The organism is Paenibacillus illinoisensis NBRC 15959, from assembly GCF_004000925.1.
Lineage (GTDB): Bacteria > Bacillota > Bacilli > Paenibacillales > Paenibacillaceae > Paenibacillus > Paenibacillus illinoisensis.
The window spans coordinates 151,848-177,475 of the sequence record NZ_BIME01000009.1; the positions used below are offsets into that span (position 1 = coordinate 151,848).

A 25,628-nucleotide genomic window follows, 5' to 3' on the forward strand; every position below is an offset into this window, starting at 1 on the left:
GACATGGGGGATCTTTTCTTTATCTCAACCAACCTTCGTGTATGGTAAGTTCACGAACCACCTTTGCCGGTGTTCCGGCAACCAATGTATTGTCGGGTACATCCTTGGTGACCGTACTCCCCGCGGCAACGACAGCATTTTTTCCTATAGTTACTCCGGGAAGGACCAATGCGCCGGTTCCGATCCAGGCGTTGTCTTTAATGATGATTTTTTTGGCCATGCTGCTCCCGTCATCAAGAGAGTCAATTCGGTGGTAGGCACTATCGAATATGCTTGTCCTTGGTCCAATCATGACATTATTGCCAATGGAGATCTCGATATTGGCAGCAATCCCCACTCCGGCGTTAATCATGACGTCATCCCCGATGGTTAACCTTGCCCCTTTGACAACAGTCAGCTGTGTCCCCCAAGGCTTTCCAATGATATTGAGTCGTTTGCCCACATGGAGATCACCAAACTTATTCAGATATACCTTGCCTCTTATTCGTGGCAGCAGCTTAAGTGACGGCTGAATTCTTCCAAATAAGGCCATTCCTCTTACCTTCCCATAAGCAACTTTAACTCGATTGGGCAGCATAATCTCCATCCTCTCCAAAAACTAGCCGCGTCCTGTTGCGTCGATCATGAATTAAGTAATGTTGATACAGGACAGGCATGCTCTATGTGTATCGATTATAGCTGAAATGATACATAATGTATCTAAGACATTGTAACTAATATCCAGATTTTCAAAGCCGATTTTGGACTTCCGGAACAATCATTTGATTTTGATTTTGAAATAAAGAATGGAAGGTTCCATCTTTTTCAAGTTGGGATATTACAAATTTAAACGAGATTGCAAGCAAAATCAGACTGGAATCTGGTAAAATAAAAAAAGCTGTTTCTAGGCAGCTTTACATGGTTATTCGAGGGTAGACACTTATTACTAAAAATGGCTTTTTAGAATGTTTAGAAAAAGATACAGGCTGAGAAAAGAGGGGTAAGCCTTGGATACTAATAAAACGGAAACCCTGAAGCGGATTATTTCTGAGGGAAGTTCTTACCAATCATTGTTTTTTAATCACCCGGATGCCATATATGTGATGGACATCCATGGAAATTATATCGATGCCAATCCATCAGTAGAGCGAATATCAGGCTATACTCTTGACGAGCTGATGCGTATGAATCCAGGTCAGGTCTGTCCACCAGACAGTGAACAGTCGAGGCAGGAATATATTAACGAGGTCATTACTGGCCGTTCAGTCAGTAACAGCATAACGTTTTATCATAAAAATGGATCTGTAAGACAAGCTGAAATTACCTACGTGCCCATAACAGCGGGAGAAGAGGTTGTAGGCATCTACGGTATTGCCAAAGATGTGACGGACATTGTTGAAGTGGAACGGAAACTCCAGGAGACACAAGAAAAGTATCAGGTGCTTGCTGAGCACGCCCAGGATCTGATTACGACAAGTGCGCTGGATGGCAAACTGCTTTACGTTTCCCCATCCGTATTTTCTCTGCTAGGATATCGACCGGAAGAAGTGACTGGCAAGTCCTTCAAGGATTATTGCTATCCCGGAGATTTCCCGGATCCGATGGAGTTGTCTGAGATTGGCAACGGCTGCAAAATGCGTGTGCGGCACAAGAAAGGGCACTATATCTGGATGGAAACTCTCGCTAAGCCAGTAGCTGGAGAGAAGGGAAGAGGCATTCAGATCGTAAGCATAAGCCGTGATATTACCCAGCACAAGGATGCGGATAGACGTCTGAGAGAGAGTCGTCAGCGGTATAAATCCTTGTTCGAGCACAATCCGGCTGCGGTGTATTCATTGAATCTTGAAGGTAAGTATAGTGCGGTGAATCGTAATCTGGTCAAAATGCTCAATATTCCTCGCAGCAAGCTGATCGGACAATCGTTTCTGTCCAATCTCGATCCATGTGAGGTAGGGCGCGGCAAATCCTACTTTGAGCTGGTGAAGCAGGGCAAACCGCAGCATTATGAAACGCGTATTGTGAATTCCACGGGGAAGACGTTCGATGCATCCATTATCAATGTGCCCATTATCGTCGATCAGGAACTGGTTGGAGTGTACGGAATATTGTCTGATATTACCGAACGCAAGGAGTATATAGATCGTATTCAGGAACTCAGCAAACAGCATGCGCTGATTCTGAATTCCGTTACAGAAGGCATATATGGTCTGGATGCAGAAGGAACCACCATGTTTATGAACCCGGCGGCGGCTTCCATGTTTGGGTATGAAGTGGAAGAGTTTATCGGCAAAAGCGCCCATCCGATCATCCATCACTCCCGTGCGGATGGAAGTTATTTTCCAAAAGAAGAATGTCCAATTCACATGACCGTCATGGATGGACAAAGACGCTCGGTCAAGGAAGATGTATTCTGGCGCAAGGATGGCAGCAGCTTCCTGGTGGAATACCAGGTTACACCGATTATTGATCAGGAACAGATCCAGGGCGTAGTCATTGTGTTCAATGATGTAACCGGAGAGCGTGAAATTGTGCGCGCCAAGGAGACGGCTGAGCTTGCAGCGCAGGCCAAGTCAGAGTTCCTGTCGATGGTAAGTCATGAGATTCGTACGCCCATGAACGGAATCGTCGGCATGACCGAACTGCTGATTGGAACCGATTTATCGGAAGAGCAGCGGGAATATGCACAGATCATTCAAGAGAGCGGGGATGCGCTGCTGAATATTCTGAATGATATTCTGGATTTCAGCAAACTGGAGTCGGGTAAGATGGCTCTTGCATATGAACCATTCTCTCTACGCAAAATGCTGGAGCAGGTGGCAGAGCTGTTTAAAATTCGGGCAGACGAAAAACAGCTGCAGCTCAGGTATCGTCTGAATCCAAGCATTCCAGAATTCATGGTGGGTGATGCCATGCGTATCCGTCAAATTCTGGTCAATCTGGTCAGTAACGCACTGAAATTCACGGACAAGGGCAGTATTGATGTCAACGTGGATATTGTAAAGGGCAGAAAGCCTGAAGATAGTGTACTTGATTTTGCAGTGAAAGATACCGGAATTGGTATTCCTGCGGACAAGCTGGATCAGCTGTTCCAGTCTTTCTCCCAGCTGCATCCGGTCATTAATCGCAAGTATGGAGGTACAGGCCTAGGCCTTGTCATCTCGAAACGACTTGTGGAGATTATGGGCGGCAGTATCGGTGTGGAGAGTGAGGAAGGAAAAGGATCGACCTTCCGTTTTGCGGTACCTGCCACAAGTGTAGATTATGCGTCAGAAGACACAGCACGTCAATTCAGTCATGATCGTACACGTCAAGGTGACAAGGTAGCGATGCGTATCCTGGTGGCTGAGGATCACCCGGTGAACCGGAAAATTTTGACCGAGTATCTTGAAAAGCTTGGCTATGAAACGGATGTATGTACCAATGGAGTCGAAGCCATTGAGGCCATCTCGCAGAATTCGTATGATATTGTGCTGATGGATATTCACATGCCTGTCATGGACGGGCTCAAGGCAACCGATCTTGTACACCGGTTGATTCCACAGGATCGTATCCCTGCGATTATTGCCGTAACAGGCAATGCGAAACGGGAAGACAAGGAAGCGTGTCTCGAGATTGGCATGCGGGATTTCATCAGTAAACCGGTCATGCTCAGTGAACTGAAACGGGTGCTTCAGCAATGGGGCCCGACAGATCAGCCTCAGCTGGCACCGAATTGAATATAACCCTGAGATGTTAATCCAAACAGGCCAGCGATTTCTCCTAGCAGGAGGTCGCTGGCCTGTTTGATTGTTCCTGCTTTTCAATTCTGGAATGAGTCTGTAAGGCTGATGGAACAATTAGGCCAAGGTCAGGCGATTAATATTGCCCGCTAAAATCTCACAGGAACGCTCGAATTTTTCACGCTCGGATGGGTCCAGATTCAATTCGATGACTTCCTGAATCCCGTTTCCTCCAATAATGGCCGGAACGCCTGCACAGACGCCCTTCTGACCATATTCTCCCTCCAGAATGGCCGATACGGCAATGATTTTGTGTTCATCATTAAGGATGGAACGTGTAATATGAGCCAGTGCATTGCCAATCCCGAATTGGGTGGAACCTTTGCGGGTGAAGATTTCCCAACCGGCATCTTTGGTTTTGCGGGCAATATCATCGAGATCCAGGTGTTTGAAGCGTTCCTTATGCTGTTCCATGATGTGCATGATCGGTTTGCCTCCAATCGTCACGTGGGACCAGGCTACGAATTGGGACTCCCCGTGCTCTCCGAGAGCATATCCGTGCACACTGCGCGGATCGATTGAAAACACTTCGGATAGCAGCGTTTTGAGCCGGGAGGAATCAATGGAAGTCCCTGTACCAATGACATGCTCACGTGGAAGGCCGGACAATTTCCATACCATATAAGTTACTATGTCAACCGGATTGGCTGCGACGACAAAGATACCGTTGAATCCGCTATCCATGATGGGGAGGACGATGTCTTTTGCAATCGATTCGGCCTCCTCCAGAATATCCAGACGTGTCTGGCCTGCTTTTGGATTGGCTCCTGCAGTCAGAACAATGACATCCATGTTTCCACAATCTGCATATGTCCCGGCATATACTTTGGTACGATTATGTGTAAAATCCATACAATGCGAGAAATCCAGCGCCTGGGCAACAGCACGGTCATACGTCCGATCCACCATCATGATTTCCCTGCATATCGACTGATTAATCATGGAATATGCACAACTTGAGCCTACAAGACCCGCCCCGATAACCGCCACTTTACCTGATTTGCCTAACACTGCCGTTCAACCCCCATATCCTAATCATGTAATTGTCCTGACTTTAAGCCATATGTTAAGTATAGTCCTTTAATTTATGCCGAAATCCGTTTCTACGTTACATAAGATAACACATGGAAAAGCAGTGCAGCAATGATATCCTCTGTCGCGGGAGCGTATTGGAGTAGTGGGGTTAACAAAATTGACATGAATATCCTGTTTTCATAAACCGACGGCGTCTGCACCAGCATAATTCGATTGTGACAGCATTCCTCCTCCATGTCGGAATAAGAGAGATTTTTACGAATAACAGACGTGACAAAACTTCTTATGAATCCCCAGAAACAGAACAAAACCGCCAAAGGGATCGAGCCAGACGTTGACGAATACCTATGGCAAGCTAAACAAAAGCCATTTGTTCATGAGACAGGTTGACCCGATCCGATGACAGTTCCAGAAGGGAACGCTGAAGCCACCATTTCGAATTCAAAAGACTTCATTCCGGGAGGGAATAATGATGATTGAAGAAGCAGGAGCAACGACGGAAACGGCCAAGAGCCTGGGCATAGGAGCCAGTACTCTTCGTAAATATGCGGCAGCACTTGAGGAACAGGGATATCGATTCGAGCGTTCCGCCAACAAGTCCAGATTGTTCAGATCGGACGATATTCAGTGCATTGAACGATTAATGACGGAGCTGAGGGAACATAACCTGCCGCTTGCAGATGCCGTGGTGACGGTCCTGTCTCCGAATGTGCCAGAGAGCACAGTAGAGATGACTTCTGAGAAGGAATGTGCAGCAGCCGTGCTGCCTGCTGTATTCTCTGAAGAAACGGAGCCGAATGGCCATCTCCGGTCCTATGAAGGTCTGGGTCAGCTTGTGAATGAAGTGACCTTCGGGATGATCGAGCCACAGGATGATCGTGTGCAAATGCTCCAGCAGCGGGTGGATGAGCTGGAGTTAACGCTGAAGCAGCTTGCTGATACGCATACGGCTCTCCAGGATCAGATGGAGAAGCAGCGTCTATGGATGAATGAGAAGCTGGAAGAAGAACGGGATCGTGAACTGGTCACCAATCTGCGCAGCTTCCAGGGCCGTAAACGCAAACCGAAAGGAACTTCGCTGCGTATGCTCTTTGGCTTGCTGCCCAAGAAACACAAGGAAGCGTGACGGCAGAGGGGCTGCCGTGATTTCGTGCAGGCAGCCTGATATAATAGGCTCCATAGTACAACAGGAAAACTGGCTGTTACGACTGCTCGAATGTGCCTGTGAAGGGTCGCGTGAAGTTCAGAAGTCGCCAGTGTGGGAGGACAAGTGGAGCTGCAACGAAGCTGGCAAAGATTTGTGGGTCTGTGGACAGACCGTCCTCGGCGAGAAGGTTCTCTGATCTCGGGACGTTACCGAATTCAGGAGCTGCTTGGTATGGGGAGTTATGGACTCACCTATTTGTGTATCGACGAACTGAATGGCAAGGAAGTGGCGTTAAAGGAATCGAAGCCCAGCAAAGGCAGACTTTCTGCCCGGTTGCTGGAACGGGAAGCGGACGTGATGAGCCGGATGGATCACCCGGCCATCCCGAGGCTGCTGCATGCATTTATATATAAGAGGAGAAGCTACATTTCCACAGAGTATATCCGGGGAGAGACACTGGAACAGTGTATATTTGAACAGGGCCGAAAGTATACAGAGCAGGAATGCTTGGCACTGGCTTTCCAACTGCTGGAGCCTGTGATCCATGTTCACGAGCGGGGATATATCCATGGGGATGTGCGGATACCCAACGTTATTTTGCGTGATGAGCGCGTACATTTGATTGACTTCGGTCTGGCACGGCGTATGGGGGAGCCGTTGCTGCCTGAGCTGAAGCGAAGAATGCGGGAACTGCCCATGCCGGAGGATGAGCAGGCTGCACCTGATCAGGATCTGCAGGATCTGGGACACTTTCTTCTGTTTATGCTGTACTCGGCATATGAGCCGGAGAAGGGCAAGGCACCTGCAAGCTGGCAGGAAGAGCTGAAGCTTACGCCTGGTTTGCACCACATGCTGGAGAGACTGCTGGGGCTTCGCCCGGGATACACAGAAGGAGCACCTGAATTACAGGCCGAGATAGAACGCCTGCTGGATTCTTATTAAAAGTGAATCGGAAACGCCAATAGGGGATGTTCTGCTACCGTGAGATACGGCTGGCTGAACATCCCCTATTGGCGTATATCATCATTGCAGCACCATATTAGCTGGAGCTGTACTTTCTGCTTTTGTAATAACCGGAGCCATGGCGGTTATCCCTGTATTTCATATCCGACGATGAATATCGTTTATAGCTTCGTTTGCCTGAGGAGCTGCTGTAGCGTTTATAGGAGCGTCTGTCCGAGGAGCTATAGCGCCTTCGGTGTGATGAAGATTTCGAATCAAGGAGTTTGCCAATAATTTTTTTGAACATGCAAGATCATCCTTTCGTCTTCCGTTTTAAGCATATACGCAGCCTTTGGGGGGAGGGTTTCGTGTTTTTTATGGAATGTGGTATTCATTGCACACGAGGTTGGCGTATAATAGGATGTTGGTGCTTTACAGATTGTACGAATTTTTTATTTTGTGCGTTTCGCGTTACAATAGAAGACAGGATAAGATCTTAACGGACAGGAGAAGTTGTAATGATTACGTTAAAAAGCAAAGAGCAAATACAGAATATGAAAAAGGCGGGCGAAATTCTCGCCGCGTGCCATAAAGAAATCGCGAAAATGATTCGTCCAGGGATCACCACCCAGGAGATTGACCAGTTCGCAGAAGCTTTTATGAAGAAAAATGGCGCAACACCGGAGCAAAAAGGGTACAACGGGTACCAATATGCGACATGCGCGTCTGTAAATGACGTGATTTGTCATGGCTTTCCGGGAAAATACGTACTGCAAGAAGGCGATATCGTTACGATTGATATGGTCGTGAATCTGAATGGCTGGCTGGCCGATTCTGCGTGGTCTTATGCAGTGGGTCAAGTGACACCGGAAGCCCAGCATCTGCTGGATGTCACCAAAACGTCCCTCTACAAAGGCATTGAGCTTGCCGTAGTTGGCAACCGGATCGGTGATATCTCCCATGCCATTCAGACGTATGCTGAAGGGGAGGGCTTGTCTGTCGTACGTGAGTTTATCGGTCATGGTATTGGCGAGAAAATGCATGAAGAACCACAGGTGCCTCACTATGGTCCACCGCATCGTGGTCCCCGCCTCAAAGAAGGCATGGTCATTACCATTGAGCCCATGCTGAACATCGGAACGTACCGCAGCAAGCTGGATGCGGATGGCTGGACAGCCCGTACGCAGGACGGAAGCCTGTCTGCTCAATACGAGCACACCATTGCCATCACAGCAGATGGTCCTGTAATTTTGACTGCGCAGGAATAGTGAATCAATTATGGCAATAGAATTAGATTTGATGTTTTCAAGGCGGCCCACGTTTGTGATCCGCCTGTTTCGGTTTAAACTATTAAGAGTCAGTATTTGGCATATGGGATACAGAAAGCATCATGGGGATTCTGAATTGCTAACGGTGGCTTCCAGATCAGCTATGTCCAAATGCTCGAAAAGATAACATATAGTGCTGGTGGTATAACATATACGATGATAAGGGTTATACGCAGGCCACTGGCAACAAGGAGGTCATGAAGTTGTCTCAAAATGAACAGATCGTACTAGCATCCCGTCCGGAAGGTGCACCATCCAGGGATAATTTCAAATTCATTCATACGCCGCTCCCTGAACCGGAAGCAGGACAGGTTCTGGTGCGTACATTATATTTGTCGGTTGACCCTTATATGCGGGGCCGTATGAAGGATACGAAGTCTTACGCACCTCCATACGCGCTGAATGAAGTGATCAAAGGTGGGGCCATCGGACAAGTGGTGGACTCGTCAGAACCCAATTTGCGCAAAGGTGACTTCGTCTCCGGCATGTGGGGCTGGCAGCGGTATGCAGCTGTCAACACGGGAGATCTCTCGCTGATCGATACGGAGGAAGCGCCGCTTACAGCCTATCTTGGTGCCCTCGGCCTTACGGGCCTGACGGCTTATTTTGGCATGGAGGATATCGGCAAACCGAAGGATGGCGAAACGGTGGTGGTATCCGGCGCAGCGGGAGCCGTCGGTATGATCGCCGGTCAGATCGGCAAGATTGTCGGAGCAAGAGTGGTTGGAATCGCAGGTTCTGACGAAAAATGCGCATATCTGAAAGAAAAGCTCGGGTTTGATGTGGTCCTCAACTACAAGCGGGAGAATGACATGTCCGCAGCGATCGAACGGGTATGTCCAGATGGGGTAGACGTCTACTTCGACAATGTTGGCGGTGACATTTCGGATGCGGTACTCAGACATATCAACCGAAATGCACGTATTCCGCTGTGTGGGCAGATTTCGTCATACAATTTGGAGAAGCCGGACATCGGCATGAGACCGCAGACGCTGCTATTGACCAACACGGCGCTGATGAAAGGATTTCTGCTCGGGGACTATGCCAAATCCTTCAAAGAAGGACGCGCCAAATTGGCAAAATGGATGAAGGAAGGTCTCATTCAGTATGAGGAGAACATTGTAGAGGGATTTGAACAAACACCTGAAGCCTTCATGGGGCTGTTCTCGGGAGATAATCTGGGTAAACAGCTGGTGAAAGTTGCAGATCCCGAGTAAGATCGTGCGCTACTCTATGTGCCATGGAATCAAGGCCAGATAAACAACAAAAAGACACGTTCCGCATGCCTACATGCCGAGAACGTGTCTTTTTTGACGTCGTCGCTAATTAGGCTCAAGCCGATGCAGCGACAACTTCTTTGTAGTGTTTGTACATATATACCCGCCAGCGCACAATCATGCCGAAGGCCAGAAGGAAGAATAATCCGCCTGTTTGCGGAATGGTAACGTACTGCTGAATGACTTCATGCAGGATCAGACGTACCGCCAGCAAAGCAAGCAGAATGAAGGCAAAGCTGCGGGAACGGGTCGCGAATATCTCCTCGTTTACCTTTTCAAACCGGGTACTGCGAATGAGAGGATAGGAGAAGATGAACCAGCCAACCAAAAATGCAATGACAGCCCACCATAGTGGAATATGCGTTTCCGGGACAACAAACATCAAAAATCCGGTACTCATGCCCAGCGGGGGAATCAGAATTTTGCGTATGGTCACCGGCCTGTGACTGGCTTTCAACCGAATGAAAATGGCAAGCAATGCCATGATGAGCATACCCAGGGTTGCACCGATCTGAAGGTAAGACGGACTGATTTGAGCCACGAAAATATCCCTCTTTCTGGAATAATATATGTTCCGTACATCCGGATCATCAAACAAATCATAGAATTTAATGTTTCTATATATAGATTCTATTATATCACAAACCAAGAAAGCCGATAGAATGCTTAGTGCATCATTTGCCCGAATACGGTATAACGAGATTAACACAGTTTGGCATTGAAAATTTGTATTATTTTGTCCAATGCAGGTGCATTTATGCGAACAAGGGCAAAACAGGTAATCAAGCACGATATCGATGCACAAAGTGAGCAAGCAAGACACCCTGGGAGGAAGACACAGCATGAAAAGAAACCACAGGCCGCTAACCTTATGGTTGCTGGCTTGTCTGACAGTGATATCGGTCGGTCTGGTTGTCCCCTGGATCTGGTGGCAATCTCAAGCACCAGTGCTGCTGAACATCATGATAATAGACAAAACAAATGCTAATGCACCTTCTCCGGGATATAAGGGCCTGGTTTGGCTGTTAAATCAACAAAAGATTGTACAGAAGACTGGAGAACGATACGTTTATGACGAAAACGAGGATGAGGTTAACCTCCTAGAGCATGCTTCTCCAATAACGAAAAAACTTCCGGACGAAGTCACTGAAACCGATCTGATCTATCTGGCTTTATCGAAAACAAACGCTGCGCCTCCTGTTAGTTTCAGAACGAAGAAAGCCGAAGAGGACGCAGGATTAACGGTTTATGATGTCCTTAAAATTCGCGAAGCAGCCAGCAGAGGGGTCGCAGTCGTTGCAGAGTATAATACACAATCCTTATGGACGTCGGATAACGTCAGGGAGCAGCTGCAACCCATTTTGGGCTTGAAGAGCAGCGGGTGGCGGGGAAAATATATATCCAATCTGCAGAGCCGAATTCAAGTGCCTGAACAGGTACGTATGGATTATGAGCGTATTGCTGGGCAGGCTTGGCCATACTCCGGAAAGGGTATTCTCCTGGTGCATGAAGATGGCCGGGTCATCGTGCTGCGTGGCGGCAAGGATGTCGGGGCAGCGGAGATCAAGCTGTCCTTTACGGAGAAAGGCAGGCAGTGGAGCGGCATTCAGCAGGAGTTCCAATATACCAGCTGGTTCGATGTTGTCGTGCCGGATTCGCCAGAATCGATACTGGCAAGATATAAAACGAGCCTGACTCAAGAAGGACGACAGAAGCTGGTTAATGCCGGTATTCCGGGTGATTTTCCGGCAATCCTTCGTAATGATGGAGATTATCAGTCGTATTATATGACAGGTTCATTCGGAGAGATGGAGCATTACTCATTCTGGCGCAGGATCAAGGGATGGGATGTCATCAGAGACTGGCTTACACCGAATCGAAAAGAAATACCGGATATGTTTTACTGGAAGGTGTACGTGCCTGTCATGAAACAGATTCTGAAGGAAGTTCAAGCCGAAGAGCGTGTGTGGCCATAGGGAAAGACCGTTCGGAGAGAAAAGCCGAAGGTAAAAAGGGATGCAGTGTAGTGCTGCATCCCTTTTCAGATATTTACGGTGTAGAGTCAGTTCTGATGCAAATGCTGCAGCCCGTTAAGGAAGGCCTGGACAGTCAGGTGCAGGCTCTCATTGGAATCGAAATCCATGTTAAACCCGCCCTGGGCTTCAATGGATGCGAAGCCATGGCACAGGCTCCTTAATCCGCGCACCGCATGCAGCGCTTCGGCTTCGGTGAGCGGGTAGGGCTGCAATGCATGCAGCAGAATGTCCAGCGTAGCTGCACTGGCTTCGGCAAGCTCCGGTTCATGGATATCCGGAGCGTGGAACGAGGCTTCGTACAGCCCTGGATGCTGGCGGACAAAGCCGATATAAGCTGCGGCGATGGCCTGAATGGCCTCGTCGCCCGTGCGTTCAGCGGCAGCCGCGGCAAGTGCCTGGCTGAGCTGTAGTACAGACATCAGCGCCAGTTCCTGGCGAAGCCCGGGAAGTCCGCTGATGTGGTTGTACAGCGACGGGGAGCGCACGTCCAGCCGCTGGGCCAGTGCGGCCAGCGTCAGCGCCTGGAAGCCGTCGCTGTCGGCAAGCTGGGCCGCGGCACTTAGCAGTGTGCCGCGATCCAGCCCCTGCCGCGGGCTCACAGGTGCCCCCCGGCAGGGCGCAGCCGCTGCTCCGCATCAGCCGCAGCCGCACGCATGGCGGCCGCTGGCTGGCGCAACATCCGTCCGTGGCCCACCGCCAGCACGGACGGTTCCAGCTCGGCCAGGTGCTTCGCGCTGGCCAGAGCCAGTTCCCGGTTCCACGTCGCAAGCGCGGGGAACGGGAAGAGCGGGCGCACACGGCCGGAGACGGCGAGGCCGCCATGCAGCTGATACGCGTCGCCGGCAATGAGCACGCGGCTGCGCGTGTCCATGAAGGCCATATGCCCTGGCGTATGGCCTGGTGAAGCTATCGCGATCAGGGAGCCAATGCGATCGCCGTCTTCCAGCAGCCGGTCCGGACGGGTGCGGATGCCTTTCGGCACACTGCCGCGTACCGGGGTCTGGGGTTCTCCGGGGAGCAGGGCAGCGTCTCCGGCCAGCAGCCTGGCATCCCGGCTGGAGATAGAGACTTCCGCTGAAGGAACTGCCTCCTTGAGGCCATCCAGAGCACCGACATGGTCGCCATGGGCATGGGTCAGAATAATCCGGGTGATCGGTTTACCAAGGGACTCGGCGGTTGCAAGAATCCCCTTCAGACTAAATGGCATCCCCGCATCAATGACGGTTACACCATCTTCTTCTTCTACAAGATAGACGTTCACAGGGAAAAGACGGGGGAGAAAGGAAATTTGAATAACGTCATGTTCACGAGTTAATCTCATGCAATTGGCCTCCTAAAACTAATGGTATTAGTAATATAACTAATGGCATTAGTTTTTGCAAGATGCCCTGTAAAATAAAAAATTTTGAGGAAAATTTCCTCTTTACAAAAAAAGCGTTTTCAAATTGAGAAATACCGATTATAATGATGACGTAAGCCCTTTCATATGTCTATCTTTTTGGAGCCATTCGCGATGCGATTGGCTCACTTTTTTGTTCATTTTGTATAGAAAAGCGGTTACTTTAGTAAAATGACCTTGTTCTGTTTGAGGACCATAAATGCTGCTATAACAGGGAATCCTAGGCCTGGTTGAACGGGGGAGCAGAAGTTGACAAACATAACTGTTATTCCTATAATAACAGTTGAACTTACCTTGTGTTTTACCACATCGGTGATTGCTGCCGGGAAGGGAGTAAGTGATGAACAGTGAATTTACCATTGCCGTCCATTGTCTGGTTTTTCTGTCCATGAAGGATGAGTGCATGGCGAACAGTGAAGACCTGTCCCATAGCGTCGGTACGCACCCGGCGAGAGTACGCAAGGTTCTTAGTGTGTTGCGGAAGAATGGTTATCTGACCACCAAGGAAGGTGCTCACGGCGGATACCTGCTCAGTCGTCCGAGCGAGGAGATCAAGCTTGGGGAGTTGTACCGTCTGGTTGCCGGCGGCTCACTTGGGCCCAATTGGTGTTCCGGAGAGTCCGGTTCCAATTGCATCGTCTCCTCTAACATGCAGGATGTCATGGGGAGCATCTATGATGGCGGTGAGGATGCGCTAACTTCCTATTTCGACAGCATATCAATTGAGGATGTGAAGCATCGTATCGGAAATGGGGAAGCATGCTCTTCGTCCAAGAATGAATTGTCGTCGAACAGTTAATTGGCATGGACGTTGTCCCGGGGAAATGAGATTCATGGATGTTTCAGGAGAGTCCGGGCATAACGTGAACACAGATGGGTGCGATCCTCTGCGCTGATGTTATTTTCGGAAGGTGGGTATCTCGTAGAGATCACTTGATATGGCCTTGCGAACATAAATGAAACAACAGAAATGATAAGATATAATAAAAAAACAATTTTGGGGAGTGGAATGAATGTCCAGCATTGAAAACAATGAAACACTGCGCGTCATTAACGAACGTCATTCAGTCAAGAAATATGAAGCCGGATTTGTTATGCCAGAGGAGGATCTCACTGCCATCCTGACTGCAGCTTCTGAAGCTCCGTCTGCATGGAACCTGCAGCACTGGAAATTCCTTGTGATTGAATCCGAAGCGGATAAGGCTAAATTGCTGCCGATCGCTTATGGCCAAAGTCAAATCACAGAAAGCTCCGTTACGATCGCTGTACTCGGAGACCTCGAAGCCAATCGCAATGCAGTCATCTATGATCAGGCTGTTGAAGCGGGCTACTTGAAGCCTGAAATTCGCGACGCGTTGGTTGGTCAAATCAACGGTGCTTATCAAAGCCAGCAAACGGCTCGCGACGAAGCGATCCGCAATGCTTCTTTGGCTTCGCAAAACATTATGCTGGCTGCGCGTTCCCTTGGCTATGATACATGCCCAATGGGTGGTTACAACCCGCAGCAACTGATTGAAACATTTAACATTCCTCCTCGTTACATTCCTATCATGCTGATCACAGTAGGTAAAGCGGCACAACCGGCTCGTCCGGCAGGTCGTTTACCATTGTCTGATGTCGTAGTTAGAGGTTCGTTCTAAGATATATTCATATTAAAAATAGCCGCATGCCCTCTCAGGGAGCATGCGGCTATTTGCTGTAAGAGGCAGGAAGGATTGGGTAGCTCAGCCGCCCATCCTTTCCATCTCTTCATTGCAATTCTTATTTCTCAGGTGTTTCCGGGATTTGCGGAGCATGGAAGCTTTCCATGTATTCGATGGCATTGTACATCATAACTGCCGCTTCTGCGCGAGTAATGGTTTCCTTCGGATTGAAGTTGCCATCCGCATCAAGCGTATTGATTTTAAGAACCAGCGAGCGCTGAACGGCACCCTGATACTCTGGAGTAAGCTCCTGTTCATCTGTAATTTCTACCGGTTTGATATTAATCATCGGCAGGCCGCCTTTGGCTTCGATTCCCTTCATCAGGAACAGAGTGAATTGTTCACGTGTCATTTCTGTAGCCGGATCGATGTCCTTGGGCATCTGAATTCCATTATACTGGGCACGAACGAAGGCATCGCTGTACCATACACCGTCTTTGACGTTGCTGAAGGTGTCACTTGGGAGCGGTTGTTTGATAAAACGAATGGCATCCAGGTTCAGATCGAGACCATCGGTAATCAGCTGCACTCCTTGTGCAGTATTTAATTGCTGTTCCGGTTTGAACAAGCTGTCGCTCACTCCCTTGATCAATCCATCCTGATGCAGAGCTTCAATTTTGTCAGCACCTGCAATACCTTGAAGGTCAGTAAAATGGGCTTGAGCAGCGTTAATCGGGCCAGCACTCAGGGAGAGTGTGAGCAGTGCTCCGGCAGTAATAGTGGCTAGTATATTTTTTTTCATGTTGAAATCGCCTCACTTTTCTAGGGAGTCCCTTTGTATAAAAGCTATTTGCCCCTATAGACGACCCTTGTCTAAAAAAGGTTGCTGCATTTTTCCAACAGATGATTCGTATTATTTCAAGTAACAAGGGAATCCATAACTAGCCCTTGGATTTGTTGCGATACTCCGTGGGCGAACGTCCCATCATTTTGCTGAACAGTCGTGAGAAATAATAAGGGTCCTTGAACCCCAGCTCAGAGCTGATCTGTTTGACGGTCCAGTCCGTAAAATCAAGATAACGGCAGGAATGCTGGATTTTGAGTCGCAGGAAATAATCTATGGGTGAATGTCCGGTTGCCTGCTTGAACAGTTGTGAATAATGGGGTGCCGATAACTGGGCCTGTGCGGCGAGCTCCTTTAACGTCAATCCGCGCTCCAGGTGTTCCAGCATATACTGGATCGATTGCTCTGCCGCTCGTTTGCTGCTGATCATGCTGGCACCTGTTCCCTGACCATAGGCCAGCATACCGAGCATATAGCCTGTAATCTGCGAAGCGTATATCATGGCTTGCAGGGAGTACCCGGTTTCCAGTGCATCATAGCATTCATGGAACAGTTCCAGCCATTTGGGGGCTTTGGAAGGAGCGATGGCAGAGATTTTATTGGCCAGGAGCAGTTCAATATAGGTAGAAGCATGTTCGCCGCGCAGATGAATCCAGTAGATGCTCCAGGGTTCGGCCGCATTAGCCCCGTAAACGTGGGCCATATATGCAGGCAAAATGACCAGGTCACCTGCATGTACAACTTGTGGTTTGCTGCCATCTAATTCGTACCATCCTGTTCCTTGTACGCAATACATGAGAATATGGGAGTCACATCCTTGAGGCCGATCCCGGTAATGATGCTCCGCTTCATGGAAATATCCGATATCAGTAACGTACAGCCCTGAAGTAACGGGGTATCGTGCTGCTTCTTCGAGCAGTGGATCAGGCAGTACAACGAGTTTTTGCATAGGGAATCCAGCAGATTTGCGCAGTGTGGTTGTATGGTTGTAAGGTCTCATACTTGTATTATGGTGAGGGAGGATGGGGGAGTCAATGTCGAATATGCAAGCGTTCACAGAAATATCATGATCTTGAGAACGTTGCGTCTGTTCCGATGAAGCAGAAGCCGGTGAATTGGGTAAGTACATTATAGTGGAACCATCAATCAATCTAGAGCATGAACCGACTCATGAAGAGAGATAGACATGGAATTGGAAAAGAGAAGGAGAGATGATAAATATGGAAAGAGCAGCAGCGAATGAAACATTTTTCTATACAGGAACTTATGCATCAGCAGATCAACCAGGGATTGTGCTGTGCGCACTGGATGCAGATACAGGTGAGATGAGAATCGTCAGTCACACAGAGGGTGTGGACAACCCATCCTATCTTGCATTATGCCCAGATGCTAACTGTCTGTACGTTGCGAGTGAAACCGATGAGGGAGAGTTACTGGTATATCGCAGGGATGCGGCAACGAGTGAACTGCATCTGATGGATCGCAAGCTGACCAAAGGGGCTTCTCCTTGCTATGTGTCGGTCACCAAGGATGGCAAATGGGTGTTAACTTCGAACTACAGCAGCGGTAGTGTGAATGTATTCCCGGTAGGGGATCAAGGGACGCTTGAAGAGATGAGTGCACTGGTTGAACATACGGGCAGAGGGAAGAACGATGATCGTCAGGAAGGACCTCATGCTCATTCCATACAGCCGGACCCGTCTGGACAGTATGCGGTCGTATGTGACCTTGGGCTCGACCAGATTATTGTTTACCGTATGGAAGAAGGAAGGCTGGTCACACACCGCGAGACGAATCAGCCTCCTGGTTCAGGTCCAAGACATTTGGTTTTCCATCCGAGTGGGAAATGGGCGTATGTCATTAATGAGCTGAACAACACGGTTACCGCATTCATGTATGATGAGCGGAGAGGTGAGTTCAATACGCTGCAGCATATCTCCACGCTACCTGAAGGGCATTCGGGAGAAGGAACAGCTGCAGATATCCGTGTATCCCCTTGCGGCCGTTTCCTGTATGCTTCCAACCGCGGCGATGACAGCATCGTGCTGTATCATATTGATCAGGAATCCGGAAAATTGGAAGCCGTGGAATGGACGTCGACCATCGGTCAGACCCCTCGTAACTTCAATTTGCTGCCAGGCGGGATTCTGCTCGTGGCCAATCAGGATAGCAACAATATTGTTGCATTTCAAATGGATGGGGAAGATGGTCGTCTGACGCACAATGGATTTAAGCTCGAAGTGTCCCGTCCGGTATGCATTACGCCTGTGGTATAAGCTGCAGTGCTGCAATGAGCAGATTCAAATCTGATTAACTCAAGACCATGCATGGACCTGATCCAGCATGGTCTTTTTATTTTTTATTATTCAACGTATCCCGGGAGTTCAAGGTATTCCGAAGAATACAAAATCAAAGTGCTTACGACACGAAATTACTAATTTAGACCTATAGATGGAATTAAATGTTTAATTTAGAATGGAAATATTAAAGCGCTTACATAAAGATGACGCTAAGAAGACAACGGGCTTACCAATTCCATTTGGGGAGGCTATTATTCTATGTTGAATCGATTGTCTTGGAGAAGGACGCTGCGAATTGCCGGAATAGCCCTGCTAAGTTCAGCCATGCTGACGACTGCGTTAGGACTGGGGAACACAACGGTAACCGAGGCGGCGGGTACGCGTCAGATGGAGTTTCTGGACCGTGGGGTGGTTGCGGTAAAGACAGGTACGGGTGTATTTGTCAGCTGGCGTCTTTTGGGTACGGAAGGATCCAATGTCTCGTTCAATGTATATCGGGATGGAACCAAAGTGAACGCATCCCCCATAACCAATAGCACGAACTTTCAGGACGCCAGCGGGACAAGCAGCTCCAAATATACGGTTCGGGCTGTAGTGGGCGGAACCGAGCAGTCGGCTTCGGCTGCTGCGAGTGTATGGGGAAACACCTACCTGTCTGTGCCCCTCAGCATACCGGCGGGCGGGACAACACCGGATGGGGTGGCTTACACGTATAGTGCCAATGATGCCAGTGCAGGTGATCTTGATGGCGACGGGGAGTATGAACTAATCGTGAAGTGGGACCCGTCCAACTCCAAGGATAACTCTCAGAGTGGATATACCGGTGAAGTATTTATCGATGCCTATAAATTGAACGGGACACGCTTATGGCGAATTAGTCTCGGCAAAAATATCCGCGCAGGTGCTCATTATACCCAGTTCATGGTGTATGACCTGGATGGCGACGGCAAAGCGGAGGTAGCGATGAAAACGGCTGATGGCAGCAAGGATGGCACCGGTACAGTCATTGGCGATGCCAGCAAGGATTACCGCAATTCCAGCGGATACGTTCTATCCGGACCTGAATTCCTGACCATCTTCAATGGGCAGACTGGCAAAGCGCTCTCCACAGTGAACTACGAACCAGTACGGGGCAACGTATCCGATTGGGGAGATAATTATGGCAACCGGGTTGATCGTTTCCTTGCAGCGATTGCCTACCTGGATGGAGAACGCCCAAGTCTGGTGATGGCACGTGGATACTACACGCGTACGGTGCTTGTAGCCTACAACTGGCGGAATGGGCAGCTGACGAAGCAGTGGACATTCGATTCGAATACATCCGGCAATTCGGGGTATGCCGGGCAGGGGAATCATAATCTGAGCGTAGCGGACGTGGATGGAGACGGCAAGGATGAGATTATCTACGGTGCCATGGCGGTAAATGACAACGGAAAAGGATTGTACACAACAGGGCTTCATCATGGCGATGCCATGCATCTAAGTGACCTGGACCCCGACCGTGCCGGGCTTGAGGTATTTCAGGTTCATGAGACCCCGTCCAATGCGGGAGTTGAATTCCGTGATGCACGTACAGGGCAGCTGATCTGGGGCATACCTACAACAAAGGATATCGGACGCGGCATGGCAGCGGATATCGACCCGAGATATAAGGGGGCTGAAGTTTGGGCGGACGGTGGTCTGTATACAGCCAAAGGACAGAAAATTGGAACAACCTTGCCTTCATCCACGAATTTTGGTATCTGGTGGGATGGAGATCTGCTGCGGGAGCTGCTGGACAGCAACCGAATCGATAAGTGGGACTATGCCAACAGTAAAACGGTTAATCTGCTAACAGCTTCAGGTGTTTCCTCCAATAACGGAACGAAATCCACACCGAATCTGCAGGCTGACCTGTTCGGGGATTGGAGGGAAGAGGTGGTATGGCGGACAAGCGATAGCTCTGCGCTGCGGATCTACACCACAACTGCGGTCACGGACAAGCGGATCTATACCCTGATGCATGATCCGGTGTATCGTCTTGGTATCGCATGGCAAAATGTTGCCTATAATCAACCACCCCACACGGGTTTTTATTTGGGTGAAGGCATGAGCACGCCACCGGTACCCAATATTCATTACGCCGGGAAATAAGAGATAAGCATGAGTTGCAGCAACCAGAGCAAGATGCAATGTTAATCTGTTATTTTGCCTGATCGAAGGACAACAGGTAATCCTGTTGTCCGTTTTTCATTCCATGTCAATCGGATTGAAATCCCGAAGAAATCGGAAAAAACGTTTGACAGGCCAGAGGGCTGCCCTTATGATATGCATATAACTTACTAAACAGGTAGGAATAATAAAAATGATTGCTTTAACTATTGCGGCAGCAGTCATGACAGTCAGAGAAGAGTAACTTGAACAGAATAACGTTCTAACCGTATCGACGGAGGAACACTGCAGCACATCATTTCTGGATGAAGCATACACGGCCTTGGGTCGGCATGACTTTGTGAGGGAGAAGTGTGCGGGTGGTTCCTCCGTCTTTTGTTCTTTTTTCGGTGCGTTCCATACTGTTCAGCCTGCCTGAGGTAGTCATTGCAGAACCATTCTGGGGGGAGTGTTGTTTATGAAAAAGAGAATTCATAAGGGTATTCTGGTTGGTCTGGCATTGGTATTAACAGGGGTACTGGCAGCGTGCGGCGCGGAGAGCAGCGGTTCCAGTGCAGCAGGAACATCGGGAGAGCAGGATAGCGGCAAGGAAGCTGCCAAAGCCATCGAGCTGCTGAATGTATCCTATGATCCGACGCGGGAACTGTATGAGCAATATAACAAGGCGTTTGCGGCTTATTGGCAAAAAGAGAAAGGCCAGGAAGTGACGATCAAGCAATCACACGGCGGTTCCGGCAAACAGAGTCGTTCCGTGATCGATGGCTTGGACGCAGATATCGTTACACTGGCATTGGGATATGATATCGATGCGATCGAGGATAAAGGGCTGATTAATGCGGGCTGGCAGGATAAATACGAGCACAACAGCTCCCCATATACCTCAACCATTGTATTTTTGGTACGTAAAGGCAATCCGAAAGGCATCAAGGACTGGGATGATTTGATCAAAGGGGATACCCAGGTGATTACCCCGAACCCCAAAACCTCCGGCGGAGCGCGTTGGAACTATTTAGCAGCATGGGGATATGCGCTGAAAAAGAACAACAATGATGAAGAGAAGGCGAAGGAATTCGTAGGTGAACTCTTCAAGCATGCACCTGTACTTGATTCCGGGGCTCGTGGCTCTACGACAACATTTGTTGAACGTGGTATCGGTGATGTGCTGCTGGCCTGGGAGAACGAAGCGTTCTTATCGGTAAAAGAGCTGGGTCCGGACAAATTCGATATCGTTGTTCCTTCCGTTAGTATCTTGGCTGAACCACCTGTAGCGATCGTGGATAAAAATGCAGACAAAAAAGGCAGCCGCGAGGTCGCAGACGCTTATCTTAAATATCTGTATAGCGAAGAGGGGCAGACCATTGCCGCGGAAAATTACTATCGCCCGACGCTGGATAGCGTGAAGGAGAAATTCAAAGACCAGTTCCCGGATGTTGAATTGTTTACCCTGAATGATGTATTTGGCAATTGGCGGGATACGCAGGCCAAACATTTCAATGACGGCGGGATCTTTGACCAGATCTACGTTCCAGGCAGTTAATGTTGAACACAAAAAGAGCTCACCACCATGTAAGCGGCCAAGCGGCCAACCAGCCCTACCGGCTGAAGGCAGAGAGGATGAACGTCCATGAGCAAGGTGATGGTGGCCCGGAGACGCACACTGCCGGGCTTCGGATTGACAATGGGGTACAGCGTGTTCTACCTGAGCCTGGTTGTCCTTATTCCACTGGCAGCGTTGATCTTTAACTCCACGGGCCTGACCTGGTCCACGTTGATTGAGACAGCAAGTAACCCTCGGGTACTTGCTTCTTTCAAGGTTAGCTTCCTGACTGCAGGAGTGGCTGCCTTGATTAATCTGGTTCTTGGGCTGCTCCTGGCTTGGGTACTGGTCCGATATGAATTCCCAGGCAAGCGCCTGTTTGATGCGGTCATTGACCTGCCATTCGCCCTGCCTACTGCAGTGGCAGGTGTTGCCCTTACGGCCCTGTATGCCGGAAATGGATGGATAGGGCAGCTGGTGGAGCCTTTGGGTATCAAGCTGGCGTATTCGCAGGCAGGTATTACCCTGGCGCTGATGTTTATCGGTATTCCGTTTGTTGTACGTACGGTACAGCCAGTTTTGGAAGAGCTGGAGGCCGAAGTGGAAGAGGCTGCCGCCACGCTGGGAGCAGGAAGATGGCGCATTTTTCGGACGATATTGCTTCCGGACCTGATCCCTCCGCTGCTGACCGGGTTTGCACTTGCTTTTGCCAGAGGCATTGGGGAATATGGATCAGTCGTATTTATCTCAGGCAACATGCCGATGAAAACGGAAATTGCACCTCTGCTGATCATGGCGAAGCTGGAGCAGTTCGATTACGCAGGAGCTACGGCTGTAGCCTTGCTGCTGCTGCTGGTTTCTTTTGTCCTGCTGCTGGTGATCAACTCCCTTCAGCGCTGGAGCAGGAAGGCAGGCCGGGCTTAGGTTACGTAGGCTAACTTATATAAGTTGAACTTGTCATTTACACCATAACGGAGAGGACAGAAAAATCTGGAGAAGCGGAGCGTTCGCCTTTATCCCCGGATTTCTCCCTTTTAGGAGTGGTTCATAAAAAATCTGGGGATAACAGCGATCGGAAGATGTTCTGACCTTGCAGTGGTCCAGTGGAAAAATTATTAGTCCAACTTATATAAACCAAAAGGAGGTACATATGTATGGCGGGTTCCGTTCCAATAACGCCTGCTCCCCAAGTGCGAACCGGTCCGGGGCCAAACCGTGCAACTACGGAAGCTCCATGGGTCAAATGGCTATTGATCGGTCTGGCGAGTCTGGTACTGCTCTGGCTTCTCATTTTGCCATTAATCATTGTGATGATGGAAGCACTGAAGCAAGGGTGGGGTGTCTATATTGCAGCTCTTACCGAACCGGATGCCATGTCAGCCCTGAAGCTGACACTGCTGGTTGCAGCGATTACCGTACCGCTGAATACGATATTTGGTGTAGCTGCAGCCTGGGTCATCACCAAGTTCCAGTTCAAGGGAAAGGGAGTCATGATCACGTTAATTGATCTCCCCTTCTCCATCTCGCCAGTTGTGGGCGGGTTGATCTTTGTACTGGTATTTGGCTCCAATGGCTGGTTTGGTCCGTGGCTGGCAGAGCATGATATCAAAATTATTTTTGCCTTGCCTGGTATCGTAATCGCAACTTTGTTTATTACCTTTCCTTTTGTGGCGAGAGAGCTCATTCCGTTAATGGAGGACCAAGGTACGCGGGAAGAAGAGGCGGCAGTCACGCTTGGCGCTTCCGGATGGCGAATCTTCTGGAATGTTACGCTGCCCAACATTAAGTGGGGGCTGCTGTACGGCATCATTCTGTGTAATGCCCGCGCGATGGGCGAGTTCGGAGCTGTATCCGTGGTGTCGGGACATATTCGCGGAGAGACGAATACACTGCCGCTGCATGTCGAGATTTTGTACAACGAGTACCAGTTCTCGGCATCGTTCGCTGTCGCTTCCTTATTACTGATCCTGGCTCTGGCAACGCTGCTGATCAAGAGCTGGCTGGGACACAGAACCGTTTCAGAGAAGTAGTTGAGGGTCCGAATTTCGGCCCTCTTTCCAGCCTTTTTGGAAGTTCTCGCGAGTTCAATATAATTCATTTATGTTTCTTGAAAATACAGATTGACAGCTAATGGAAGCCCTGATAATGTATAAACCAAGTATATGGGTTGGATAAGAATGAATTATAAGTCGGACGGATGATCACGTTTCAATCATATAGCGGGCAGCAGCCCGGGAAGAGGAGGCGGCTCTATGGCTAAGCCGTTAAAAGTGGATGAGGTATGGATGGATCGAATTGCCGGACAGCTGAATGACATGGAGTTTGGCTCGCTTCACATCGTTGTACATGAAGGCCAGATTGTGCAGATGGAGCGGACTGAACGCAAACGATTTGAGAACACGCCCTCAGGCAGCACCTCCAAATCCGGCAGCACTGCACGAAGCAGCTCCCCCCGCTCATTGCGCGGATCGAACGCAAGTGCGAAGGGGTAGAGACTGAGGCGGCATCAGGGAGTACTAATTGAAGCATAGGCTTAGTGTGAGTTACCCATAAGTTTTCCAAAGAACACGTATTCTTTCGGAAACTCGTGGGTAATTCATGTTTTTAAAGGGATAATGTGGCCAAACTATTTCTTGGAACCCATTTGCCCGTTATACCATTCATTAGCTTCAGTCAGTACCTGCTGCCCGCCTGCTTCCATAAATTCCTCCACGAAGGTATCAAAACTTTCAACAGGCTGATCCCCGGTGATGATGGAGATGTATGCTCTGTCCCTCATATGGATCAACTCAGATGAATATTGAATCAGGGCAGGGGTAGCCACCTCCAGATGATTATAAATACCGTTCTCCGTCAATCCCTCAGATGCAGCCCACTGCTCCCGTTTGCCAGAGGTTGCACCTGGAACGGTCATGCCAATGCTGGAGCCGATCATATTGGTGTAATTCTCCATACGGTTATATGGGGGCAGAATGTGAAATTCCCCTGAAGATGAAGAGCTCCAGTTCCAGTGCTTTCCTGGAAGGCCATATTCCATTTTGATCTGCTCTGCCGGATCGGAGTTTGCACTGACATAATCGAGGATTTCAAGGATTTTTTCCAGTTTACCAGGCTCGTTGACTGTATCGGCCCCGATTGTAATGAAACTCATCAGCAGATTGTAGCCTTTGGAGCCACTAAGTCCATCAGGACCTGTAACAGGAGGACCGAATTTGACGCCTGCGGATGCATTCTTCTGCAGGAGTTCACGGACATTGAACATGGCTCCTACGGGAATTTCCTCGTCCTTTTCATTAAGAATGCTATAATCTCCGTCTTGAGTCCAATGATAATAATTGCCCATGGAGGTCATCCCAATTCTGCTATTAATAAACGCATGCGACAAATGCTTATAGCCACCTTTATTTTCTCCAGTTATGAATTCAGGATCGATAATCCCATCCTGATACCACTTCTGCAGATAAGCCAAGGCTTTCTTCATCTCAGGTTCCAATGCGCCGATCACGAGTCGGTCATTTTTTTGGTTAAAGTACAGCTGCTCGGTAAAAACGGATTGCCCAAAAGCACCAAAAACGACATTCATGCCCTCTTTGGATAACCCGTATGTATCTTTTTTTCCATTTCCGTCAGGGTCACCTTTGGCGAATGCATACATAACCTTCTCAAACTCCTCTAATGTCCGCGGAACATCGAGACCGAGTTTCTCCAGCCAGTCTTCCCGATATACGACAGGGGTCCGGTAGATGTTAGTCTGATTGATGACCGGGATTCCATATAAGGCGCCATTTATTTTTCCGTACTCCAAGTAACGTGAATCATAATCACGGATTCGCTTCACAATATGAGGCGCATGTTTTTCTAATACGTCCTCGGGAATTTCTGCTAACACCCCCTGCATCTGATATTTAAGCAGATCATGTGGCTGCCTGATCCGAAGAAGATCCGGTATGTTCCCTTGAGCGAGCTTCAAGTCCAGCAGGTCCTCATAGCGTCTGTTCTCCAGGTTCCACACCTCCAGATTCACATCAAAAAGATCCTCGATATAGGTAATCATCTCGGCATCCTCAGGAACAGGGGTATTCTGATGCATGGTCCAGGAAATCGTATATGGCGGCTCTGTATCCTTCTCAGACTCATCAGCAGGATTGTGCTGCTGCATTTGAGCGCGTTGTTCCCCCAAAACGGTGCAGCCACTCATACATATGATAAGGATAACGGTTGTGATCAATAG

At 49.1% G+C, this 25,628-nt stretch carries 22 protein-coding genes; 14 read left to right on the forward strand and 8 right to left on the reverse strand.

From position 1 onward, the window contains the following. Window positions 1-19: 19 nt before the first annotated feature. Entirely contained in the window at window positions 20-577 is a 558-nt protein-coding gene (locus PIL01S_RS20745) for an acyltransferase (protein ID WP_127539166.1), read from the reverse strand. Between the two features lie 409 nt (window positions 578-986). Between PIL01S_RS20745 and PIL01S_RS20750 the strand changes: the two genes are divergently transcribed. Continuing rightward, window positions 987-3,695, forward strand: a complete 2,709-nt coding sequence (locus tag PIL01S_RS20750; RefSeq protein ID WP_127539167.1) for a PAS domain-containing hybrid sensor histidine kinase/response regulator — start codon at window positions 987-989, stop codon at window positions 3,693-3,695. Between the two features lie 120 nt (window positions 3,696-3,815). Here PIL01S_RS20750 and PIL01S_RS20755 read toward each other — a convergent pair whose 3' ends face one another. Further along, on the reverse strand, window positions 3,816-4,769 hold the full coding sequence (locus PIL01S_RS20755) for an L-lactate dehydrogenase (RefSeq protein ID WP_127539168.1): 954 nt from the start codon (window positions 4,767-4,769) through the stop codon (window positions 3,816-3,818). Window positions 4,770-5,265: 496 nt separating this feature from the next. On the opposite strand from PIL01S_RS20755, the gene PIL01S_RS20760 reads away from it, so the two are divergent. From PIL01S_RS20760 to PIL01S_RS20780, 4 genes are all read left to right on the forward strand, one after another. Next, window positions 5,266-5,919 carry a MerR family transcriptional regulator gene (locus PIL01S_RS20760; protein ID WP_127539169.1) on the forward strand — a complete coding sequence of 218 codons (654 nt, stop codon included), beginning with the start codon at window positions 5,266-5,268 and terminating at the stop codon, window positions 5,917-5,919. 144 nt (window positions 5,920-6,063) lie between these two features. Beyond that, window positions 6,064-6,882 carry a serine/threonine protein kinase gene (locus PIL01S_RS20765; RefSeq protein ID WP_246058502.1) on the forward strand — a complete coding sequence of 273 codons (819 nt, stop codon included), beginning with the start codon at window positions 6,064-6,066 and terminating at the stop codon, window positions 6,880-6,882. Between the two features lie 518 nt (window positions 6,883-7,400). Continuing rightward, window positions 7,401-8,150: a type I methionyl aminopeptidase gene (map, locus tag PIL01S_RS20775; RefSeq protein ID WP_127539171.1), complete on the forward strand. Its 750-nt coding sequence runs from the start codon at window positions 7,401-7,403 to the stop codon at window positions 8,148-8,150. Between the two features lie 257 nt (window positions 8,151-8,407). Next, the gene (locus tag PIL01S_RS20780) at window positions 8,408-9,427 is read left to right on the forward strand and encodes an NADP-dependent oxidoreductase (protein ID WP_127539172.1); all 1,020 of its coding nucleotides are present in this window, start codon (window positions 8,408-8,410) and stop codon (window positions 9,425-9,427) included. Window positions 9,428-9,542: 115 nt separating this feature from the next. Here the strand turns inward: PIL01S_RS20780 and PIL01S_RS20785 are convergent, their stop codons facing one another. Continuing rightward, window positions 9,543-10,028: a CcdC family protein gene (locus PIL01S_RS20785; RefSeq protein ID WP_174818718.1), complete on the reverse strand. Its 486-nt coding sequence runs from the start codon at window positions 10,026-10,028 to the stop codon at window positions 9,543-9,545. Window positions 10,029-10,329: 301 nt separating this feature from the next. Between PIL01S_RS20785 and PIL01S_RS20790 the strand changes: the two genes are divergently transcribed. After that, a complete protein-coding gene (locus PIL01S_RS20790) occupies window positions 10,330-11,463 on the forward strand; it encodes a hypothetical protein (RefSeq protein WP_127539173.1) in 1,134 nt (377 codons plus the stop codon). A gap of 86 nt (window positions 11,464-11,549) precedes the next feature. Here the strand turns inward: PIL01S_RS20790 and PIL01S_RS20795 are convergent, their stop codons facing one another. Both PIL01S_RS20795 and PIL01S_RS20800 read right to left on the reverse strand, forming a co-directional pair. Then, on the reverse strand, window positions 11,550-12,122 hold the full coding sequence (locus tag PIL01S_RS20795; RefSeq protein ID WP_127539174.1) for a TetR/AcrR family transcriptional regulator: 573 nt from the start codon (window positions 12,120-12,122) through the stop codon (window positions 11,550-11,552). Further along, the gene (locus PIL01S_RS20800; RefSeq protein ID WP_127539175.1) at window positions 12,119-12,844 is read right to left on the reverse strand and encodes an MBL fold metallo-hydrolase; all 726 of its coding nucleotides are present in this window, start codon (window positions 12,842-12,844) and stop codon (window positions 12,119-12,121) included. The genes PIL01S_RS20795 and PIL01S_RS20800 overlap by 4 nt, the downstream gene beginning before the upstream one ends. 418 nt (window positions 12,845-13,262) lie before the next feature. Here PIL01S_RS20800 and PIL01S_RS20805 point away from each other — a divergent pair, with 418 nt between their 5' ends. Both PIL01S_RS20805 and PIL01S_RS20810 read left to right on the forward strand, forming a co-directional pair. Next, on the forward strand, window positions 13,263-13,721 hold the full coding sequence (locus tag PIL01S_RS20805) for an Rrf2 family transcriptional regulator (RefSeq protein WP_127539176.1): 459 nt from the start codon (window positions 13,263-13,265) through the stop codon (window positions 13,719-13,721). Window positions 13,722-13,935: 214 nt separating this feature from the next. Further along, window positions 13,936-14,562 carry a nitroreductase family protein gene (locus tag PIL01S_RS20810; protein ID WP_127539177.1) on the forward strand — a complete coding sequence of 209 codons (627 nt, stop codon included), beginning with the start codon at window positions 13,936-13,938 and terminating at the stop codon, window positions 14,560-14,562. A 121-nt stretch (window positions 14,563-14,683) separates the two neighbouring features. Here PIL01S_RS20810 and PIL01S_RS20815 read toward each other — a convergent pair whose 3' ends face one another. Beyond that, window positions 14,684-15,367 carry an S-layer homology domain-containing protein gene (locus tag PIL01S_RS20815; protein WP_127539178.1) on the reverse strand — a complete coding sequence of 228 codons (684 nt, stop codon included), beginning with the start codon at window positions 15,365-15,367 and terminating at the stop codon, window positions 14,684-14,686. A 139-nt stretch (window positions 15,368-15,506) separates the two neighbouring features. Next, entirely contained in the window at window positions 15,507-16,358 is an 852-nt protein-coding gene (locus tag PIL01S_RS20820) for an AraC family transcriptional regulator (protein ID WP_164764299.1), read from the reverse strand. 271 nt (window positions 16,359-16,629) lie between these two features. Between PIL01S_RS20820 and PIL01S_RS20825 the strand changes: the two genes are divergently transcribed. The 6 genes from PIL01S_RS20825 (at window position 16,630) to PIL01S_RS20850 (ending at window position 23,889) form a co-directional block, all read left to right on the forward strand. Then, entirely contained in the window at window positions 16,630-17,685 is a 1,056-nt protein-coding gene (locus tag PIL01S_RS20825; protein WP_127539180.1) for a lactonase family protein, read from the forward strand. Window positions 17,686-18,033: 348 nt separating this feature from the next. Beyond that, the gene (locus PIL01S_RS20830; protein ID WP_218029844.1) at window positions 18,034-19,842 is read left to right on the forward strand and encodes a rhamnogalacturonan lyase; all 1,809 of its coding nucleotides are present in this window, start codon (window positions 18,034-18,036) and stop codon (window positions 19,840-19,842) included. A gap of 475 nt (window positions 19,843-20,317) precedes the next feature. Continuing rightward, window positions 20,318-21,397 (forward strand): sulfate ABC transporter substrate-binding protein, encoded by a 1,080-nt coding sequence (locus PIL01S_RS20835; RefSeq protein WP_127539182.1) that lies wholly within the window; start codon window positions 20,318-20,320, stop codon window positions 21,395-21,397. A gap of 87 nt (window positions 21,398-21,484) precedes the next feature. Then, complete coding sequence (cysT, locus tag PIL01S_RS20840; protein ID WP_127539183.1) at window positions 21,485-22,321, forward strand: sulfate ABC transporter permease subunit CysT; 837 nt, start codon at window positions 21,485-21,487, stop codon at window positions 22,319-22,321. 230 nt (window positions 22,322-22,551) lie between these two features. Further along, on the forward strand, window positions 22,552-23,427 hold the full coding sequence (cysW, locus tag PIL01S_RS20845) for a sulfate ABC transporter permease subunit CysW (protein WP_127539184.1): 876 nt from the start codon (window positions 22,552-22,554) through the stop codon (window positions 23,425-23,427). 222 nt (window positions 23,428-23,649) lie between these two features. Next, complete coding sequence (locus PIL01S_RS20850) at window positions 23,650-23,889, forward strand: YezD family protein (protein WP_095291770.1); 240 nt, start codon at window positions 23,650-23,652, stop codon at window positions 23,887-23,889. A 134-nt stretch (window positions 23,890-24,023) separates the two neighbouring features. On the opposite strand, the gene PIL01S_RS20855 is transcribed toward PIL01S_RS20850, so the two are convergent. Further along, complete coding sequence (locus PIL01S_RS20855) at window positions 24,024-25,577, reverse strand: extracellular solute-binding protein (protein ID WP_307720996.1); 1,554 nt, start codon at window positions 25,575-25,577, stop codon at window positions 24,024-24,026. Window positions 25,578-25,628 lie beyond the last annotated feature (51 nt).